An 18,650-nucleotide genomic window follows, 5' to 3' on the forward strand; every position below is an offset into this window, starting at 1 on the left:
CGTGGACTCCTATTCCCCTGCGTCCAACCGCTCCGGGTGTTCGACGGCGGCGCCGAGCAACACCGGAACGTTGTCGATCAGCCGGGTACTCCCCACCCGAGCTGCGATCAACAGCCGTGCTTCACCATCGACGGGCGCGGGCCCGAGGTCGGTTCCCCTCAACTCCAGGTAATCCACCTCGACCGCGGGCCGCGCGGCGAGGGTCTTCCACGCGGTCTCCAGGACCGCGTCCGCACCGTCCCGGCCGACGAACGCCCCCGCGGTGAGGGCGGCCGACAGGACGATGGCGTCTTCGCGCTGTTCGGGCGTCAGGTAGACGTTGCGCGACGACAACGCGAGCCCGTCACGCTCCCGTACGGTCGGCACGCCGATGACGCGCGTGTCGATGTTCAGGTCGCGCACCATCCGCTTGATCAGCACCAGCTGCTGGTAGTCCTTTTCGCCGAAGAAGGCGTAGTCCGGACGGAGCAGGTTGAACAGCTTCGCCACGACGGTGAGCACGCCGGCGAAGTGGCCGGGCCGGGCGGCGCCCTCCAGCTCGTCGCCGAGCGGGCCCGGGTGCACGGTCACCACGGCACCCTCGGCGTAGAGGGCGTCCGCGGCGGGCGTGAACGCGATTTCGACGCCGTCCTCGCGCAGGATGCCGAGATCGGTCTCCAGCGGGCGCGGGTACGCCTCGAAGTCCTCGCCCGCACCGAACTGCAGCGGGTTCACGAAGATCGAGGTGGCCACGACGGTGTTCGGCAGCCGCTTCGCGCGGCGGATCAGCTCGCGGTGCCCGGCGTGCAGGGCGCCCATGGTCGGCACGAGCGCCAGCTTGCGGCCGACGCCGTGCAACGCCCGGCTGACCTGGCTCGCGTGCTCGGGCGAGGCGAACGCGTTCAGGGTGCCGCGGCTGAATTTCGGTGTGGTCACTGGTCTTGGTGCCCTTCGGCGGGATCGTCGAGGAGTTCGGTGAGGTCTTTGGCGGCCGCGGTGTCCAGCAGCCCGGCAGCCGTCGAACGCGCCACCGTGCGCCTGGCCAGCGCGCGGTAGGCCGGCGCCACGTCCGGCGCCCGGTCCGCGAGCACCGCGAGGTGCTTGCGGACGGTGCCGAGATCGCCACGCGCGACCGGCCCGGTGAGGGCGCGGTCGCCGTGTCGCAGCACATTATCCAATGCCGCCGACAGCAGTGGTGCGACCAGGCGTTCGGACTGCTCGATCCCGGCCTGCCGCAACAGGTCCGCGCAGTCGGCGACCAGCGTCATCAGGTGATTTGCGCCGTGGGCCAACGCAGCGTGGTAGAGCGCTCGCGCGGAGTCGGGGATCCGCACCGGCTCGGCACCCATCTCGACGGCCAGCGCTTCGCCGACGTGCCACGCCGCTTCGTCGTCCTCGGCCGCCGTGACGCCGATGCTGCAGGCCGCCAGCCGCTCGAGGTCCTCCTCGCGGCCGGTGAACGTCATCACCGGGTGCAGGGCGAGCGGCAGGGCGCCGGCCTCGGCCGCGGGGGCCAGCACGTCGATGCCGTGCGCGCCGGAGGTGTGCACGACGATCTGCCCCGGCCGCAGCGACTCGGTGGCGACGAGCCCGCGGACCATCCCGGCGAGCGCGTCGTCGGGGAGGGCGAGCAGCACCAGGTCCGCCCGGCGGACGGTCTCGTCGGGCGGCAGGAGGGGCACGTCGGGCAGGAGGCGTTCGGCACGGGCCAGCGACGAAGCGGACAGCCCCGACGCGGCGACCACGGTGTGCCCCGCCCGGGCCAGCGCGGCGCCGAGCACGCTGCCCACCCGGCCGGCGGAAACGACGCCGACCGCGAGGCGGGCGGGCCTCATCATGGCGTGCGCCTGTGGACGCTCATGCTTGGCAGACTCCCTCTGCTCTCGTTCCAGTCCCGCTCCGGGTACCGGACGACGGCGCGAGACTAACTCGGGCAAGCGGGCGTCGTTGAGCCCGGGTGACCAGCTTCACCCGGACCGGTTCACCCGCGGGCGGCCTCGTCGGCGAGGCGCGTGGCCTCCGCGCGAGCGGCCTTCAAGGTGCGCAGCAGCTCCTGCTGGCGCTGCCGATCGGTGTTGTTGGTGAGCTGGTGCCGGTCGAGGAACGCGAGCTCCGTCACGCTCGCCTGGTAGACGGCGACGGCCTTCGCGGCCTGCTTGCCGGACTGGCGTTTCGCCTGCCGGCGCCAGGCCCGGCGGCCGGGCAGGCTGGCCAACAGCTCGACCTCCGACGGCGCGATCCACCGCGCGGCGGCCATGTGCGGCAGCGCGGCGGCGATGATCCGCTGCTCCCGTTTCCGCTGCAGGACGACCAGGTAGACGACCCCGACGAACAGCGGCAGCATGATCAGGAAGTAGACGGTGAGGAACTTCGAACCGCCGAGCAGCGCGGCACTGTTCCACAGGGCGTGCAGGCAGACGGCGGCCAGGTACCCGGCCACCGGCGCGACGATCCTCAGCGCCTTGGTGGTCGTCCGCGCGGCGATGCCGATCCCGATGCCGGTGAGCACGGCGAACAGCGGGTGCGTGAACGGCGCGAGCACCCCACGCAGGAAGAACGCGGTGATGACGCCCTGGCTGTGCCCGTCACCGAAGCCGTAGTCGGCGAAGGCGCGCCCGAAGTAGTAGATGTTCTCCGTGAAGGCGAACCCGGCGGCGCTGAAGCCGGCGTAGACGACCCCGTCGACGACGCCGTCGAACTCGCTGGAGCGCCGCCAGACGATGAGGACGACGAAGAGCGCCTTCGCGGCCTCCTCGACAACGGGAGCCGAGACGAGCGCGGCGAGGGTGTTGCCGCTGCCGCTGCCGAGCAGCTCGTCCCCGACGGCCTCGGCGGTGGTGTTGATGAGCAGCGCGGTGATGGTCGCGATGCAGGCACCCCAGGCGAAGGCGAGCAGGAGGAACTTCGCGGGTTCGGGTTCCCACCGGTCGACCCAGAGGAACCCGGCGACAACGCCGGCCACCGGCACGAGCGCGGCGAGAACGCCGATGGTGACGGCGAGGGGGCCGACCCGCGCGGTGGCGAGCCCGAACAGGAACAGGCCGCACAGGGCCACCACGATCAGCCCGAGCACCGGCAGCAGCACGGTGACCCGGCGAGGCCGCCGTCCGCGATCCAGCCCCGTCGCGGGCGAGAGGGTTCCGCTCACAGCGGGTCACCCTACGCAGCGGGCGGAAAGACCGGAATGCCGCCTCAGCTCTCGCGGCCTCGCCCACGGCTAGCTTCAAGCGCCCCAAGGCCACATCGGGGCGCTTGAGGGCACCGAACGCCACATTGGGTGCACCCAACGCACCGAACGCCACATTGGGTGCATCCAACGCACCCAACGCCACATTGGGTGCATCCAACGCACCCAACGCCACATTGGGTGCATCCAACGCACCCAACGCCACATTGGGGGCATCCATCCCCAACGCCACATTGGGTGCATCCAACGCACCCAACGCCACATTGGGTGCATCCAACGCACCCAACGCCACATTGGGTGCATCCAACGCACCCAACGCCACATTGGGGCGCTTGGGGCCTGGCGTACCGAGGGGTCCCGGGGAACCGGGGGGTACCGGGGTGCTCAGTCCTCTGCGCGTCGGCGGCGGCGGGGCGTTGAGCCCGTGCCGCCGTTGGCCGCCAGTAGCTCGCTCACCGAGCGGCCCGCCGCGTGGGAACCGCTGCCGGGCGCCGGCTCGGGGGCTGCTCGGTGGCCGTTGCGGGCGCCGTTGTGGCCGTTGCCGTTCTGCTGCTGCTCCACGTCCGCCGGGTCGACCGGGGTCATGTTGCGGCGGGACAGCGAGGCGCGCTCGGCGACCATGCCCTCCCAGGCCGGCGGCTCGCCGTCCGGGCGACGGCGGCGGCCGCTACCCGGCGGCTCCGGTGCCGGCACGGGGGGCATCTGCTGCGACTCGTCCGGCTTGCGGCGACGACCGCCGGACCGGCCCTGGAAGTTGCGGACCGACTCCGGCAACGTCGGGTTCACCATCGGCGCTTCGGCCTGGGCGGCAGCCTCCGCGGGCGCGCGGTGCGAACCACCGTGCCGGGACGGCGGCTCCTCCAGGATCGGCGACATGTCGGCCCGCGAGAACTGCTCCAGCCGCGACGGGCGGCGGCCGTCGGCGGCCGGGACCGGCGTGGTCGGCGGCACCACCGGCGGCAGGTCGGTGCGCGACGGCTGCCGCGGCGCCGGGTTCTTGCTCGGCACCGGCGTCGTCGGCGGGGCGACCGGCGGGATGTTGGTGCGGGACCCCGCGGCGTCCCGCGGCATCGGCGGCGGGACCGGCTTCGGCTCGGGCGGCTTCGGCCGGTTCGGCCGCTGGCGATCGGCGAAGTCGTCGCGGTTCTGGAAAGCCGCGCTCAGGTCCTTGACCGGCCGGATGTCCGAACGCGACATCTCGGACGGGTTCGGCGGCGGCACGTTGGCCGCCGGACGGCCCGGCACCGGCCGCGGCGGCTCAGGCGCCTTGCGGGGATCGGGGCGCACGCCGTTCGGCTGGCCGCCGACGCGGGGAAGGTCCGAACGGGACATCTCCACGCGAGGAATATCGGGCCGCGACATCTCCACCCGCGGAATGTCCGAACGCGACATCTCCACCCGGGGGATGTCCGGCCGCGACATCTCCACCCGCGGAATGTCGGACCGCGACATCTCGACGCGCGGGATGTCCGGACGCGACACCTCGGCCGGCGGGACGTCCGCACGCGGCGCTGCCACCCGGGGGAGGTCCGGCCGCGACATCTCCACGCGAGGAATATCCGGCCGCGACATCTCGACCCGCGGGATGTCCGGCCGCGACATCTCCACCCGCGGAATGTCCGAACGCGACATCTCCGCCCGGCGCGCGGGCGGCGGCTCGGGACGGCGGATCTCCGTCTGCGGCTCCTGCGGGCGGCGGATCTCGGTCTTCGGCTCCGCCGGACGCCGGATCTCGGTCTTCGGGTCGGGCCGCGGCACGTCCCGGCGCGTCGGCTCGGCCGCGGCCTCCGGACGGCGCTCGGGCTGCTTCGCCACTTCTTCCTGCTTCGGCAGCCGCATCGGCTGGGATTCGGCCTGGCGGCGCGCCGCCTCGGCGCGCAGCTCGGCGGCCTTCAGCTCACGCTGGGCGGCGTTCAGCGCCGGGTCGACCGGCGGCACCGGCGGACGGCGCTCGCTCAGCGGCTTCGGCCGGGCCATCTGCTGGGTGCTCTGCACGGAGACGTTCGCCGGGACCTTGGGGGCCGGCTTGCCGCCGAAGCCCTTGCCCTTGCCGAGGCCCTTGCCGTTCGCGGGCTTCCCGCCCGAGGCCTTGCGGCGGCGCTCGTCGAGGACGCGGTCGATCAGCTCGGTCGGCCGCTCGCCGCCCTCGACCACCGGCTTCTTCCCGGCCATCAGCTGGGCGGGCTTCTTCTTCGGCGCGCCGTCGGGAATCATGCGGTTCTCGTCGGACAGCTTGCGCATCCGGGTCGCCTGCGCGGTCAGCGCGACGCGCTCGAGCAGCACCTCGCCGCCGAACAGCGACTGGAGGCTGTCGCGCAGCGCGGACACCTCGGCGCGCAGCGCCTCCAGTTCCTCGCGGCCCTTGGAGTCGGCCGCGGTGCGGGTCTCCGCCTCCATCTCCAGCTCGTACTCGCGCCGGGCCGCGATCTCGCGTTCCAGCTCCAATTCGTACACAGCCTGCGCCTCGGCGACCGCGTCCTCGCTCTGTGCCGCGTGCTTGCGGTACTTCACGGCGAGGAAAGCGCCGATCAGGGCGGCCCAGAGGGCCGCGACGATCCCGAGCCGGAGATAGCGGAGATCGTCGCTGAGCACCAGTGCGAGGGTGGCTCCGATGGCGAGGACAAAGCCGACAACGAGCCACGGCCTGCCCAGTAGGCGGCCGCGCGAGTCGTCACCCACGCCGGTCATGACTGACACCGTACCTGCTCGTAATCCGAACGAGACCTACTCGGTCCAGCGAGCGGTGGGATTCCAGCGCTAACCGGTCGTCCCGCGGGTGCGCTCACGATCTTGGTCACGGGGCGTCCGGCAGCAGTGCTCGAGCCACAAACCCGCTGCTACCAGGGCCGCAGCGGAAACGGCGCCGACCGCCGCGGCGCGCGTGTCGAGCACCGCGGCGACGAGTTCGTCACGTCGGGGAAAAAGATAGGCGAGCGCGGCCAGCCAAGCGCCCGCCATGAACGCTCCGGCGAGTGACGAAGCTTTCGCCAGCGCCACCGATCGGGCTACCCCGATAGCGGCAACGAGACGGCCGCTCTTGATCCGCGATCGGATCGAGAACGCCAGTACGACCTCGATCACGGCCAGCACGGCGAAGGTGACGCCGGCGAGCAGCGGCAGCTGCGGCAACGAGCCGTAGGCCATCTGGAAGAGCAGGTAGCCGAGGCCCAAGCCGAGCAGCCCGGCCACCACCAGGTCACGGGGCCGGGTGAAGTGCATGCTGCAACCGTACCGTGAAAAGGTTGACTCTCCACCGACTGGAGACTTCATCATGCGTCTAGTGGGCACCACCGCAACCTTCACCATCGGCGAGCTGTCCCGGCGGACCGGCCTGCCGGTCAAGACGATCCGCTTCTACTCGGACGAAGGCCTCCTGCCGCCGACCGAGCGGACCGACGCCGGCTACCGGCTCTACGACGCGGCGGCGATGGCCCGCCTGGAACTGGTCCGCACGCTGCGGGAGCTGGGCTTGGGCCTCGCCGACGTCGCCGCCGCCTTGAGCCAGTCGACGACCGTCGGCGAGCTGGCGGTTCGGCACGTCGAGGCGCTCGACGAGCAGATCCGGCGGCTGCGGCTGCGCCGGGCGGTGTTGCGCGCGGTGGCCAAGCGCGATTCCGAACTGGAGGAAGTGAACCTGATGAACCGTCTCGCGTCGATGTCCGACGAGGAGCGCAAGCGGCTGGTCGACGAGTTCTGGGACGAGATGGTCGCCGGACTCGACATCGACCAGGAGTTCTACCGGCGGATGCGGTCGGGGAAGCCGGAGCTGCCGGACGATCCGTCGCCCGAGCAGCTCGAGGCCTGGATCGAGTTCGCCGAGCTGATCCAGGACCCGGACTTCCGGGCCTTGATCCGCCGCATGAGCGAAACCCAGGCCCAGCAGATCGAGGACGGCGAGTTCCAGCAGCCGGCGGAGGCCTGGCAGCAGAACTGGCCGGTCTGGGTGTCCCGTGCGGAAGCGGCCGTGGCGGCGGGCGAATCCCCCACGTCGGAGACGGGGCAAACGCTTGCGGCCGACCTCGCGGCGGCCTCCGCCCGCCCGGATCAGGACCCGGCAGCACCGGAGTTCCGCGCGGAACTGGCCGACCGCTTCGCGACGAGCGGCGACCCGCGGGCCGAGCGCTACTGGCAGTTGCTGGCGACCATCAACGGCTGGCCCCCGGTCCCGACGGCCCAGCCGGCGGTGCGCTTCATGATCGACGCGCTGCGCGGCTGACCGCACAGCGACGGCAGCTCGGCGACGAACCGGGGGTGATCGGTAACGGCCACCGCCGGTTCACCGATATGCCGCCTCCCGCGTCAGCGCAGGCCGAAATCCGTCCGGCGGACCGTGGCCACCTCGTCCGCGGGACGGGCCTTCAGCAGCTCGGCGATCGGGCCGTGGCCCGGCAGCACCGCGTCCGGGGCGATCTCCACCCACGGCACCAGCACGCTCGCGCGCTCCGGCGTCCCCGGGTGCGGCAGCAGCAGCTGGGGGTCGTCGGACGTCACGCCGTCGACCGTGACCACGTCGACGTCCAGCGTGCGGGGGCCCCAGCGCAGCTCGCGGACCCGCCCCGCCGCCTGCTCGGCGGCCTGCCCGGTGCGCAGCCACGCCCAGTGGTCGCGCGCCGGGTCGTCGACGATGCACACCGCGTTGAGGAAGTCCGGCTGGTCCTCGACACCCCACGCCTCGGTCTCGTACACGCTCGACACGGCGACCAGCGCCGGCCGCACCGCGTCCAGCGCCAGTTCCAGGAACCCCAGGCGGTCACCCAGGTTGGACCCGAGCGAAAGCACCGCACGGCTCATCGGTCGCGCCGCACCGTGACGGCCACGTCGTCGAACGTCAGCGGGATCGGCGCGGACGGCTTGTGCACCGTCACCTCGACCGCGTTCAGGCGCTCGTCGCGCATGACCTCGTCGGCGACCTTGCCCGCGACGCTCTCGATGAGGTCGTACGGCTCGCCCGCGACGATCCCCGCCGCCAGCTCGGCCAGCTCGCCGTAGTGCAGGGTCTTGGTCAGGTCGTCGGACGCGGCGGCCGGCCCGAGGTCCAGCCACACCGTGATGTCGACGACGAACTCCTGGCCGTCCCGCTTCTCGTGCTCGAACACGCCGTGGCGCCCGAACACGCGCAGGCCGGTCAGCGTGATCCGGTCAGCCATCGGTCCTCCAAGCGGCGGCCACCGCGACCGCGTCCAGCGACGCCCCGACCTCGTGCACGCGCACGCCCCAGGCCCCGGCCGCCGCGGCGAGCGCGGAAATCGCGGCGGTGGCGTCCTCCCGGCCGTCCGGCGGCCGCGGCGTGCCGTCCTTTTCGGACAACAGGCGGCCGAGGAACCTCTTGCGCGAGGCCCCGACGAGCACGGGGAAACCGAGGGAAAGCAGCGAATCCAGCCCGCGCAGCAACGCCCAGTCGTGCTCGGCGTTCTTGGCGAAGCCAAGCCCGGGATCCAGCACGATGGCCCGTTCGGACACCCCGGCCGCGAGCGCGGCGTCCACCCTGGACCGCAGTTCGGCGCGCACGTCCGCCACGACGTCCGCGTACTCGGCGAGCGCCTGCATGTCTTTGCTGTGCCCGCGCCAGTGCATCAGCACCCACGGCACACCGGCCTCGGCGGCGACACGCGCCATGTCCGGATCGGCCAGCCCGCCCGAGACGTCGTTGATCACCTTCGCCCCGGCGTCGAGGGCGGCCGCGGCGACGGCGGCGCGAGTGGTGTCGACCGACAGCTCGATGCCCTCGCCGGCGAGGGTGCGGATGACGGGCAGGACACGCCGCAGTTCGGTGCCCGTGTCCACCCGGGACGCCCCCGGCCGCGTCGACTCGCCACCGACGTCGATCAGGTCGGCACCCCGCGCCCACATCCCGCGGGCGTGCTCCAGCGCCTGGTCGAGCCCGAGGTAGCGGCCACCGTCCGAAAAGGAATCAGGCGTCACGTTCAGCACGCCCATGACGACGCACCGGCCGGGCGCGGGGAGCCCCACGCTCACCGGCGCGCCCGGATCAGGTCGAGCGCCTCCGCCCGCGAAGACGGCGAGTCCTTCAGCTGCCCCCGCACGGCGGAGGTGGTGGTGCGGGCACCGGGCTTGCGGATGCCGCGCATGGCCATGCAGAGGTGCTCGGCCTCGACGACGACGATGACCCCGCGCGGTTCGAGCTTCCGGACGATGGCGTCGGCCACCTGGGAGGTCAGGCGCTCCTGGACCTGGGGACGCTTGGCGTAGAGGTCGACCAGGCGGGCGAGTTTGGAAAGCCCGGTGACCTTCCCGTGGGCGTTCGGGATGTACCCGACGTGCGCGACGCCGTGGAACGGGACGAGGTGGTGTTCACACTGGCTGAACATCGGGATGTCCGTAACCAGCACCAGCTCTTCGTGGGCCTCGTCGAACGTCCGGTCCAGCACCGCGTCCGGCTCGGTGTAGAGCCCCGCGAACATTTCGCGGTACGCGCGGGCGACCCGGGCGGGAGTGTCCTTCAGACCGTCCCGCTCCGGGTCTTCGCCGCACGCCAGAAGAAGCTCGCGGATCGCCTTCTCCGCCCGGTCGTGGTCGAAGACCGGGCGGTCGGCGTCACTGGGGCTTCTCTGGTCCGTCCACGTCACGACGCTCCCCCTCGCTCTGCTGGTTGCCGGCTTGGTCGGCGAACCAGCCGTGCTCACGAGGGCGTTCGTCACCACCGGGCCGCCACGACTGGCCCGGCTGACCGCCCGGCGAGGTCGCGGGCGTCCAGCCCGGAGGGGCACCGTAGTTCGGCGGGCCGCTCTGGGCCGCCGGACCGCCCGGCTGCTGGCCGCCGTAGTTCTGCGGCCAGTGGGCCGTGCCGTTCGGGCCACCGTTCGGGCCGCCGTAGGGACGGCCGCCGTTCGGGTAGGCGCCCGGCTGCGGCGGGGCGTACGGGTTGGCGTTCGGGTCGACCGGGGACGGCGACGGGTACGGCGGACCGCCCGGCAGGTCGCCCGCGCCCGGTGCCGTGCCGACCGGGGTCGGCTCCGGCTTCAGGACCGGCTTCTCCTTCTCCGGCGGCGGCCACGGCTCGCCGCGCTCCATCGCCAGCTCGCCCGGGGTCTTGATCGGCGGCTTGTCCGACGGCGTCCGCTCACCGAACTCGTTGAACACGGTGATGTGCGGGCGCTTCTCCACCGTCGCGAAGATCCGCTCGAGGTCCTTGCGGGTCAGCGTCTCCTTCTCGAGGAGCTCGATGACCAGCTCGTCGAGCACGTCGCGGTAGGTGTTGAGCACGTGCCACGCCTCGGTGTGCGCCGTCTCGATGAGCTTGCGCACCTCCTCGTCGATCTCGTGCGCCACTTCCAGCGAGTAGTCCGCCTGCCGCCCGGCCGACCGGCCGAGGAACGGGTCGCCCTGCTCCTGGCCGTACTTGACCGCGCCGAGCCGGGCGCTCATGCCGTACTCGGTGACCATCGCGCGGGCGATCTTCGTCGCCTGCTCGATGTCGGACGACGCCCCGGTGGTGGGCTCGTGGAAGACGAGCTCCTCCGCCGTGCGGCCACCCATCGCGAAGACCAGCCGCCCGATCATCTCGGAGCGGGTCATCAGGTCCTTGTCGTCCTCGGGGACGAGCAGGGCGTGGCCGCCGGTCCGGCCGCGAGGCAGGATCGTCAGCTTGTAGACCGGTTCGATGTCCGGCATCGCCCACGCGGCGAGCGCGTGCCCGCCCTCGTGGTAGGCCGTGATCTTCTTCTCCTTCTCGGAGATGATCCGGCTCTTGCGGGCCGGGCCGCCGACGACGCGGTCGACCGACTCCTCCAGTGCCGCGTCGGTGATCACGTGCCCGTTCTGGCGGGCGGTGAGCAGCGCGGCCTCGTTCAGCACGTTCGCCAGGTCGGCGCCGGACATGCCGACGGTCCGCTTGGCCAGGCTGGTCAGGTCGGTGCCCTGGGCGATCGGCTTGCCCTTGGCGTGCACCTCGAGGATCGCCTTGCGGCCGCGCAGGTCGGGCGCGGACACCGGGATCTGCCGGTCGAACCGGCCGGGACGCAGCAGCGCCGGGTCGAGGATGTCGGGCCGGTTCGTCGCCGCGATCAGGATGATCCCGCCGCGGGCGTCGAAGCCGTCCATCTCGACGAGCAGCTGGTTCAGGGTCTGCTCGCGCTCGTCGTGCCCGCCGCCGAGGCCGGCGCCGCGCTGGCGGCCGACCGCGTCGATCTCGTCGACGAAGATGATGCACGGTGCGTTCTGCTTGGCCTGTTCGAACAGGTCACGGACGCGGGAGGCACCGACACCGACGAACATCTCGACGAAGTCCGAGCCGGAGATCGTGTAGAACGGCACGCCCGCCTCACCGGCGACGGCCCGCGCGAGCAGCGTCTTGCCGGTACCCGGCGGCCCGTAGAGCAGCACGCCCTTCGGGATCTTCGCGCCGAGCGCCTGGTAGCGCGCCGGGTTCTGCAGGAAGTCCTTGATCTCGTACAGCTCTTCGACGGCCTCGTCGGCGCCCGCGACGTCCCCGAAGGTCGTCTTGGGCATGTCCTTGTTCAGCTGCTTGGCCTTGGACTTGCCGAAGTTGAGGACGCGGTTGCCGCCGCCCTGCGCGTTGTTCATCATCCACATCAGCAGGCCCAGGACGAGGGCGAGCGGGATGGCGAAGATGAGGATCTGCGTCAGCACGCCCTGCTGGGTCACCTTGGTAGTGAACTTGACCCCGGCGTCGCCGTTCTTCGCGGCCAGCAGCTTGTCGTAGATCTCAAGCGACGCGTTGGCCGGGTACTGCGAAATGATCTGGGTGACCTGCTGCCCGTCGACGTCGATCGGCTTCGAGAGGAGCAGCTTGACCTGCTGTTCCTTGTCCTCGAGGCTGGCTTCCTTGACGTTGTTCGAGGTGATCTGGGAGTTCGCCACCGAGATGGGTGCCTGGGTGTACCCACGATCACTGTCGAAGATCGTGTTGTACGCGAACAACGCCAGCAACCCCGCGACGATCCACAGCAGTGGGTTCCTGAGCACGCTCTTCCGGTTCATACGACTCGGCCCTGGTGGCCTCGACCCTCCCTGGTTGGGCGGCTCCTGTGATACCCGCCATCACGATCTTGACAACCCGTGGTGCCTGGACACCTGCCCATCAGGGTACCGTCCGCTGCCGCGTTCATCCCCTGTGAGCCTCTCGCAGGTCAACGGGCGATACCGCCCCTGGGTTCCCGGCCGGTGTCCTCGCCGGTCACGCTATCGCGTGCCGTCGGACACACTGCTCACCATCTCGCCCAGCCGGGTCCGCAGCGTCGCCGCGTCCGCGGGGGCGACGGTGACCCATTCACGGCCGTCCGTACCCGCGCGGGAGAGGCTCAGGTAGCGCCCGGTCGTGGTGTCGAACCAGGCCAGCACGCGGGACCGCTGCTTGGTCCCGACCTGCGAACGGCTGTTCGCGGCCAGCTGACCGCCGCGCTGCCGGGGCTGCCCGGCGATGCGGCCGTAGGCCTCGCGCGGATCGGCCGTGAGGCGTTCGCTCAGCGGTGCCCGGCGGGACCGGCCCCGCCGTTTGTCTTCTTCCCCGGCCGGCGCCGACGGCAGCGACACCGGCACCCGGATCGGGGCGGTGCGCAGGGCGTCGTCCAGCGGGAGTGTGACCGACGCCTCGCTGCCGCGCGGCCCACCGGGCAGGATTCCGACGACGGCCGAGACCAGGCCGTCCGGCGGGGCGTCCCGCAGCCAGATCCCGTCGGCGTCCTGGACCGCGAGCACCCCCTTGGTCTCGTCGGCCGCCGCGAGCACGCCGACGGTCGGGGCCTCGAACTGCGGGATGTGCAGCGCGTCGATGGTCAGCGGGGCGAAGGCCAGCAGGTGCAGGGCGTCCTCGATCGGCGGCGCGAGCCTGCCGCGCGGGTCGCGGATGCCGCGCGCCTTCAGCTCGACGTCGGCGCGGTGGCGCAGCGAGACGCGTTCGTCCTCGGTGGCGCCGTGCGACCGGACGATCAGCGGGTACGGCAGCTCCCCGACCTGCGCCGACTCCCAGAGGAAGTCGAACGCCAGTGGCGAGAAGAACTCTTGCATCATTACTCTCCCGGATCGGACTCTTGCTCAGCGTAGCCCGCACCACCGACAGAACCGGCCGGCTCCGGTGGCGGGCCGGGCACGTCCGGAGAACCCGGACCGATCCTCCCAGAGCTCAGACCGAGCTCGTCGTCGCGGCTCCGGCGAGCATCTCGCCGAGGCGGTGGCGCAGCGTGGCGGCATCGGCGGGGGCGATCGTGATCCAGTCCCGGCCGTCGCGGCCGCGGGTGGCCTGGGTGAAGTAGCGGCCGGTCTCGGTGTCGAACCAGCTCAGCACCGGTGTGCGGGTGCGCCCGCCCATCCGGTTCCGCGCGTTGGCGCCGATCTGGCCGCCGCACAGCCGCGGCTGGGCGTGCAGCCGGGCCAGGGCCTTGCGGTCCTCGTCGGCCGAAGTGCGCTCGTCGCCGTGGCCGCGGCGCTGCATGAAGTCGACGCCGTGCGCACCGACCAGCTGCTCCAGCGGCACCGTGATCGACTTCTCGCTGCCGCGCGGCGCGCCCGGCAGCAGCGAGACGATCGCGCTCGCGAGCCCGTCGGCCGGGCACGGCTGCAGGTGCAGGCCGCGGGTGTCCTGCACGGCCAGCAGGCCCTGCCCGCCCAGCACGCCGGCCACCGAGAGGAGCGGTTCGGCGTCCGGCGCGATCAGCTGGACCGCGTCCAAGCTCAGTTCGGGTGCGGCCAGCACGCCGAAGTAGTCCTCGAGGTGCGGCTCGGGCCGGCCGCGGCCGTCGGCGAGACCGCGCGCGGTGAGGCCCTCCAACGTGCGCCGGCGCAGCAACGACCGCTCGTCGACGGTCGCGCCGTGCGACCGGATGCGCAGCGGGTACGGCAGCTCGCCCAGCCCGGCGGACTCCCACAGGAAGTCCACCTCGACCGGGGTGAGCAGCTCAGCGTTCGGCATCGAGCCACCCCCAGGAAGGAACGAGCCGGGCGCGCGGTGCGCGCCCGGCTGCGAAATCAGCGGTCTTCGTCGTCCCCGGACCACGCGCCGATGACCGGCGGCGGGGTCGCCTGGTTCGCGCCGAAGGCCTCGTCCGGGTCCGCCTCGATGAGGAAGGACGCGTGCGTGTGCTCCTCGTCCTGCTCGGGCTGGGCTCCCTGCGGGGCCATGCCGCCCATGCCCGGGCTCATCGGCGGCGGAGTCTGCCCGCCGATGGTGCCCGCCGACGAGACGACGCCCTGCTGCGGGCCCTGCGCCGACGCGGCGCTCTGGCCCTGGCCCTCGGCCGACGCCAGGTTCGTGTCGTTCTCGGACTTCGCACCGGACTTGCTGCCCGCGCCCAGCGCCCGCGACGCCAGCGCGCCGAGGCCACCGGCCACCCCGCCGATGCCGAGGCCCATGCCGACCTTGCCGAGCGGGTTGCCGCCACCGGACTGCGCGCCGCCCGGGGCGACGCTGCCCGCGCCGGTGCCGGTGCCCGCTCCGGTGACCGAGCCGCCGGCGCCGTCGCTGCCGAGCGTCGCCGCGTCCTGGCCGAAGCCCGCGCCCGCGACACCGCCGTGGACGCCGTTCGGACCGACGCCGGCGTGCTGCGCGTCGAAGGCGCCGCCGTGGCCGCCGAAGCCCTGGCTGCCCGACGCGAAGACCGCGCCGCCCGCGCCGGAGAGACCCTCGACCGGGCCCGTGCTGCCGACGCTGTGCACCGCGTTGAACGAGATCGAATTGTGCGATCCCGTCGGCTTCATGCCGAGCGACTCCGGGCCGAAGCTCGGGGTCGAGTTGTCGACCTCCTTCATCGCCTGCGTGTAGGCGTTGAAGAACGCGACCTGCTGCGCCTTGACGTCGTTGGCCGCGTCTGCCTGCGCCTTCTGATCGGCGATCAACGCCGCCGGACCGCCGGCCAGCGCGGCCGCCATGGACTGCTTGGGGTCGTAGTCCTTCGGGGCGGGCATCTTCTTGACCTCGGCGGCCGCCGAGGCCTGCTTGGCGAGCCGGTCGGACATCGTGTGCGCGGCGTCGGAAGCCTGCGAACCGGAGTTCGCGATGGCCACCAGCGCGCCCTGCGCACCCGCGGCGCCCCGGCCGACCCACGCGTTGCCCAGCTCGGAAATCGCGTTGTAGAGGTGGTCGGAGGCCTGCTTCAGCTCGGAGCCGTGGTGCGCCCAGACGTGCCCGGTCGCCTCAGCCGTGCCGGGGTCGTTGTTGTTGACCGCGCCGGCGTAGAGCTGCTGGCTTTCCTGCGCGTTCCAGTTCGGCGGGTTGGCGATCGCCCGGTCGCTGCCCATGTCGAAGCCGCCGGCGCTGCCGCGGGCGCTCTCGACGATGTTCTGCGCCGACGAGTTGTCGCCGAGCGGGACCAGCGAGCCCGGGTCGTTCGAAGACGGCTGGTCGGTGTGGTTCGGAGCCATGACTACGAGTTCCCCTCTGGACTCAGGCGTTGCGGAACGGGTCGGCGGCGGCCTGGTCGATCTCGTGGTACCGGGACATCGCCGTGACGATGCCCTCTTCGGCGGCGGAGTACTGATCGAGCAGGTTCTGCAGCGCGGCGGCGTAGGAGTCGCCCCCACCGTCCGCGCGCTGCACGAACTTGGCGGCCATCGCGTTGCCGACCGGGTTGTCGCCCAGCTTCGGCGGCTGCGCGAGCGTGCCCGCGCCGGCGAGCAGGGTCTCGACCGCGTCCTTGCCGGTGCGGATCTTGTTCAGCACGGCCTGCGCGGCGTCGGGGTCGATCCCGACCTGACCCGCCGCGGCCGCGGCCTTGAAGGCGTTCGCGTCGGCAGCGCTGCTGTTCGCCATCTGCACTCTCTCCCGTTCCCCCGACCCGGTCACCGCGGGCACGACTGGTCTTCGCATAGGTTAACGCACGTGATCAGAGCCTATGACGCAATCGGCGACGCCGGGGTTCCGAAAATCCGGTGGTTGCGGTGAACGGTCGGTGAACTCCGCCGGTGCACTACGCCGTGTAGACCTTCGGGTCCAGGGTGCCGATGTAGGGCAGGTCCCGGTACCGCTCGGCGTAGTCGAGGCCGTAGCCGACGACGAACTCGTTGGGGATGTCGAAGCCGATGTACTTCACCGGCACGTCCACCTTGACCGCTTCCGGCTTCCGCAGCAGCGAAACGACCTCGAGCGACGCGGGGTTGCGGCTGGCGAGGTTCTTCAGCAGCCACGACAGCGTCAGGCCGGAGTCGACGATGTCCTCGACGATCAGGACGTCCCGGCCCGCGATGTCGCGGTCGAGGTCCTTGAGGATGCGCACGACGCCGGACGACGACGTCGCCGACCCGTAGGAGGACACGGCCATGAATTCCAGCTGCGTCGGCAGCGGCAGCGCACGGGCGAAGTCGGTCATGAACATGACCGCGCCCTTCAGGACGCCCACCAGCAGGAGTTCCCCCTGCCCGTTGGCCGGATAGTCGGCAGCGATCTGCTCCGACAGCTCCGCGATCTTGTCCTTGATCTGCTGCTCGGTGACGAGCACGGAGGCGATTTCGCCCTCGTACACGGGTCATTCCCCTCGGGTGGTGGGTTGGGAGACGACGCAGAGCCTGCCACGGCACCGGCGTGCTTCCAAGTTGCCCGGCAACCAGACACCGCCCTGACCACGCCACCGGGCGACCAGTGCGTCGACCGCGCGCAGGTGCGCGTCGGTGAGCTCGCGCACACCCGATTGCAGCAACCACCTGCGAAGAACCCGCCGCCGCAGTGCCGCGGGCTCGGCCTCGAGGACGCCGACATCCAGCCCTTCGGCACCGCCCGCGCGGGTGAAGATCATGTCCGCCATTGTGTCCAACGCCTCGTTGTCCTCGCGCAGTTGCGCCGCCGTGCGGGCCAGTGCGGCGGCCACTCCGCCGTTGAGGACGTCTTCGAGGAGGGGCAGGACTTCGGTGCGGAGCCGGACGCGGGTGAAGCGCGGCTCGGCGTTGTGCGGGTCGGCCCAGGGTTCGACGCCGAGTTCGGCGCAGGCGGCCCGGGTGGTGGCGCGCGGGACGGCGAGCAGGGGCCGTCCCCACGGCGGGTCGTGCGGCCGCATCCCGGCGACGCTGCGCGGGCCGGAGCCGCGGCCGAGGCCGAGCAGGACCGTTTCGGCCTGGTCGTCGAGGGTGTGGCCGAGCAGGACGAGGCCGTGGCCGGCCAGCGACCGGTAGCGGGCCTTGCGCGCGGCGGCTTCCGGCCCGCCCGGGCCGCGGACGTCGGCCCGGCGCACCTCGGCTTCGTCGACGCCGAGGGCCTTGGCCGCGCCGGCCGCATCGAGAGCGATCTTCGCCGAGCCCTCCTGCAGACCGTGGTCGACGACCAGCGCACGGACGACGTGGCCGCGGTGGTGCCCCACGTACGCGGCGGCCTCCGCCAGCGCGAGGGAGTCGGCGCCGCCGGAGACCGCGACACAGAGCTCGGGCGGCGCGTCGACGGTCTCCAGGAAGGCGCGGACGGCCCGCCGGACGGCCGCGACCGCCGGCCCGGTCATCCGTGCAGGCGCCGGACCCACGCCGCCGGGTCGGCGATCTCGGCGCGCGACGGCAGGGTGTTCGGCGACCGCCAGACGGCGTTGAAGCCGTCCATGCCGACGGCGTCCACGACGTGCTTCGTGAACCTCGCGCCTTCTTCGTACTGACGGATCTTCGCGTCCACGCCGAGCAGCGCGCGCAGCAGCCGGTCGAAGACACCGCCGCCCTTGCGCCGGGCGGTGAACCGCGCGCGGATCGTGTCGACGCTCGGCACGACCTGCGGCCCGACGGCGTCCATCACGTAGTCGGCGTGCCCTTCCAGCAGCGTCGACAGCGCCAGCAGCCGGTCGAACACCGCGCGTTCCTTCGGCGACTGCAGCAGCTCGGCGAGGTTCAGCTTCGGGCCCTGCTTGATCGCCTCGGGCAGCCTGCCGAACAGGTCGGCCAGGCTGTCGCTGCCGCCGCCGGCGAGACCGGAGACGAGCCGCTCGACCTCGTCGGCGAAGTAGTCGCGCAGCCACCTGACCGCGGTGAACTGGAGCCGGTGGGTGCACTCGTGCAGGCAGACCCAGAGCCGGAAGTCGTGGCCGGGCACGTCCATCGCCTGCTCGGCGGCCACGACGTTGGGCGCGACCAGCAGCAGCCTGCCTTCCCGGTCCGGTCCGCCGAAGGGGTCGTACTGGCCGAGCACGCGGCTGGCGAGGAACGCCAGCACCAGCCCGGTCTGCACCCCGGCGCCGCCGGCCAGGATCGGGCCGAGCGGCCCGCCCTGCTGCGGCAGCGCCCGGCCGGTCAGCGCGTCCAGCCCGGCCGCGGCGGAGCGGACCCAGCCGGGGCGGTCGACGACCTCGCCGGGCAGCAGCGGCAGGTCGAGCCCCAGGTTCGTCAGCTGCCGCACGTGCCCTTCGGCCTCGACGGTCAGTTCGCGCAGGTCGGTGACGGCTTCCTCGGCCCGTTCCCGCGGAACCTGCGGACCGCCGCGCACGAGCAACGCGCCGGTCTGCGCCGCGATCGCCCAGTCGACCATGGGCCGGGTCTGCGTTTCCTGACTCACCCTTCCGACGCTACCTGCCCGGTGCGGTTTTCCGGCCACGATCTTCGTACGGTT

18 protein-coding genes are annotated in these 18,650 nt (G+C 72.2%); 1 reads left to right on the forward strand and 17 read right to left on the reverse strand.

Annotated elements, in window-relative coordinates; genetic code table 11:
- Window positions 1-9: 9 nt before the first annotated feature.
- The 5 genes from panC to Q5425_RS30545 form a co-directional block, all read right to left on the reverse strand.
- The gene (gene panC, locus Q5425_RS30525) at window positions 10-915 is read right to left on the reverse strand and encodes a pantoate--beta-alanine ligase (protein WP_308675798.1); all 906 of its coding nucleotides are present in this window, start codon (window positions 913-915) and stop codon (window positions 10-12) included.
- Complete coding sequence (locus Q5425_RS30530) at window positions 912-1,871, reverse strand: Rossmann-like and DUF2520 domain-containing protein (protein WP_396135275.1); 960 nt, start codon at window positions 1,869-1,871, stop codon at window positions 912-914. Before Q5425_RS30530 ends, panC begins: the two co-directional genes overlap by 4 nt.
- 89 nt (window positions 1,872-1,960) lie before the next feature.
- Entirely contained in the window at window positions 1,961-3,064 is a 1,104-nt protein-coding gene (locus Q5425_RS30535; RefSeq protein WP_308675950.1) for a PrsW family intramembrane metalloprotease, read from the reverse strand.
- 486 nt (window positions 3,065-3,550) lie between these two features.
- A complete protein-coding gene (locus Q5425_RS30540; RefSeq protein ID WP_308675800.1) occupies window positions 3,551-5,854 on the reverse strand; it encodes a DUF6779 domain-containing protein in 2,304 nt (767 codons plus the stop codon).
- A gap of 69 nt (window positions 5,855-5,923) precedes the next feature.
- Complete coding sequence (locus tag Q5425_RS30545) at window positions 5,924-6,385, reverse strand: DUF3180 domain-containing protein (RefSeq protein ID WP_308675801.1); 462 nt, start codon at window positions 6,383-6,385, stop codon at window positions 5,924-5,926.
- Between the two features lie 61 nt (window positions 6,386-6,446).
- Between Q5425_RS30545 and Q5425_RS30550 the strand changes: the two genes are divergently transcribed.
- Window positions 6,447-7,382 carry a MerR family transcriptional regulator gene (locus Q5425_RS30550; protein ID WP_308675802.1) on the forward strand — a complete coding sequence of 312 codons (936 nt, stop codon included), beginning with the start codon at window positions 6,447-6,449 and terminating at the stop codon, window positions 7,380-7,382.
- Between the two features lie 83 nt (window positions 7,383-7,465).
- Here the strand turns inward: Q5425_RS30550 and folK are convergent, their stop codons facing one another.
- From folK to Q5425_RS30610, 12 genes are all read right to left on the reverse strand, one after another.
- Window positions 7,466-7,957, reverse strand: coding sequence for a 2-amino-4-hydroxy-6-hydroxymethyldihydropteridine diphosphokinase (folK, locus tag Q5425_RS30555; protein ID WP_308675803.1), 492 nt, complete (start codon window positions 7,955-7,957; stop codon window positions 7,466-7,468).
- Window positions 7,954-8,313: a dihydroneopterin aldolase gene (folB, locus tag Q5425_RS30560; protein ID WP_308675804.1), complete on the reverse strand. Its 360-nt coding sequence runs from the start codon at window positions 8,311-8,313 to the stop codon at window positions 7,954-7,956. Before folB ends, folK begins: the two co-directional genes overlap by 4 nt.
- Window positions 8,306-9,103, reverse strand: a complete 798-nt coding sequence (gene folP, locus Q5425_RS30565) for a dihydropteroate synthase (RefSeq protein WP_308675951.1) — start codon at window positions 9,101-9,103, stop codon at window positions 8,306-8,308. The genes folB and folP overlap by 8 nt, the downstream gene beginning before the upstream one ends.
- A gap of 35 nt (window positions 9,104-9,138) precedes the next feature.
- A complete protein-coding gene (gene folE, locus Q5425_RS30570; RefSeq protein ID WP_308675805.1) occupies window positions 9,139-9,753 on the reverse strand; it encodes a GTP cyclohydrolase I FolE in 615 nt (204 codons plus the stop codon).
- A complete protein-coding gene (ftsH, locus tag Q5425_RS30575) occupies window positions 9,722-12,127 on the reverse strand; it encodes an ATP-dependent zinc metalloprotease FtsH (RefSeq protein ID WP_308675806.1) in 2,406 nt (801 codons plus the stop codon). Before ftsH ends, folE begins: the two co-directional genes overlap by 32 nt.
- 201 nt (window positions 12,128-12,328) lie before the next feature.
- Entirely contained in the window at window positions 12,329-13,156 is an 828-nt protein-coding gene (locus Q5425_RS30580) for an ESX secretion-associated protein EspG (RefSeq protein ID WP_308675807.1), read from the reverse strand.
- Window positions 13,157-13,268: 112 nt separating this feature from the next.
- Window positions 13,269-14,054 (reverse strand): ESX secretion-associated protein EspG, encoded by a 786-nt coding sequence (locus tag Q5425_RS30585; protein WP_308675808.1) that lies wholly within the window; start codon window positions 14,052-14,054, stop codon window positions 13,269-13,271.
- Window positions 14,055-14,110: 56 nt separating this feature from the next.
- On the reverse strand, window positions 14,111-15,502 hold the full coding sequence (locus Q5425_RS30590; RefSeq protein WP_308675809.1) for a hypothetical protein: 1,392 nt from the start codon (window positions 15,500-15,502) through the stop codon (window positions 14,111-14,113).
- A 22-nt stretch (window positions 15,503-15,524) separates the two neighbouring features.
- Window positions 15,525-15,890 carry a hypothetical protein gene (locus tag Q5425_RS30595; protein WP_308675810.1) on the reverse strand — a complete coding sequence of 122 codons (366 nt, stop codon included), beginning with the start codon at window positions 15,888-15,890 and terminating at the stop codon, window positions 15,525-15,527.
- A gap of 157 nt (window positions 15,891-16,047) precedes the next feature.
- Window positions 16,048-16,599 (reverse strand): hypoxanthine phosphoribosyltransferase, encoded by a 552-nt coding sequence (gene hpt / locus Q5425_RS30600; protein WP_033261644.1) that lies wholly within the window; start codon window positions 16,597-16,599, stop codon window positions 16,048-16,050.
- A gap of 3 nt (window positions 16,600-16,602) precedes the next feature.
- Window positions 16,603-17,562, reverse strand: coding sequence for a tRNA lysidine(34) synthetase TilS (gene tilS / locus Q5425_RS30605; protein WP_308675811.1), 960 nt, complete (start codon window positions 17,560-17,562; stop codon window positions 16,603-16,605).
- On the reverse strand, window positions 17,559-18,569 hold the full coding sequence (locus Q5425_RS30610; RefSeq protein ID WP_308675952.1) for a zinc-dependent metalloprotease: 1,011 nt from the start codon (window positions 18,567-18,569) through the stop codon (window positions 17,559-17,561). The genes tilS and Q5425_RS30610 overlap by 4 nt, the downstream gene beginning before the upstream one ends.
- Between the last annotated feature and the right edge of the window lie 81 nt (window positions 18,570-18,650).

Source organism: Amycolatopsis sp. A133 (assembly GCF_031082405.1).
Taxonomy (GTDB): domain Bacteria; phylum Actinomycetota; class Actinomycetes; order Mycobacteriales; family Pseudonocardiaceae; genus Amycolatopsis.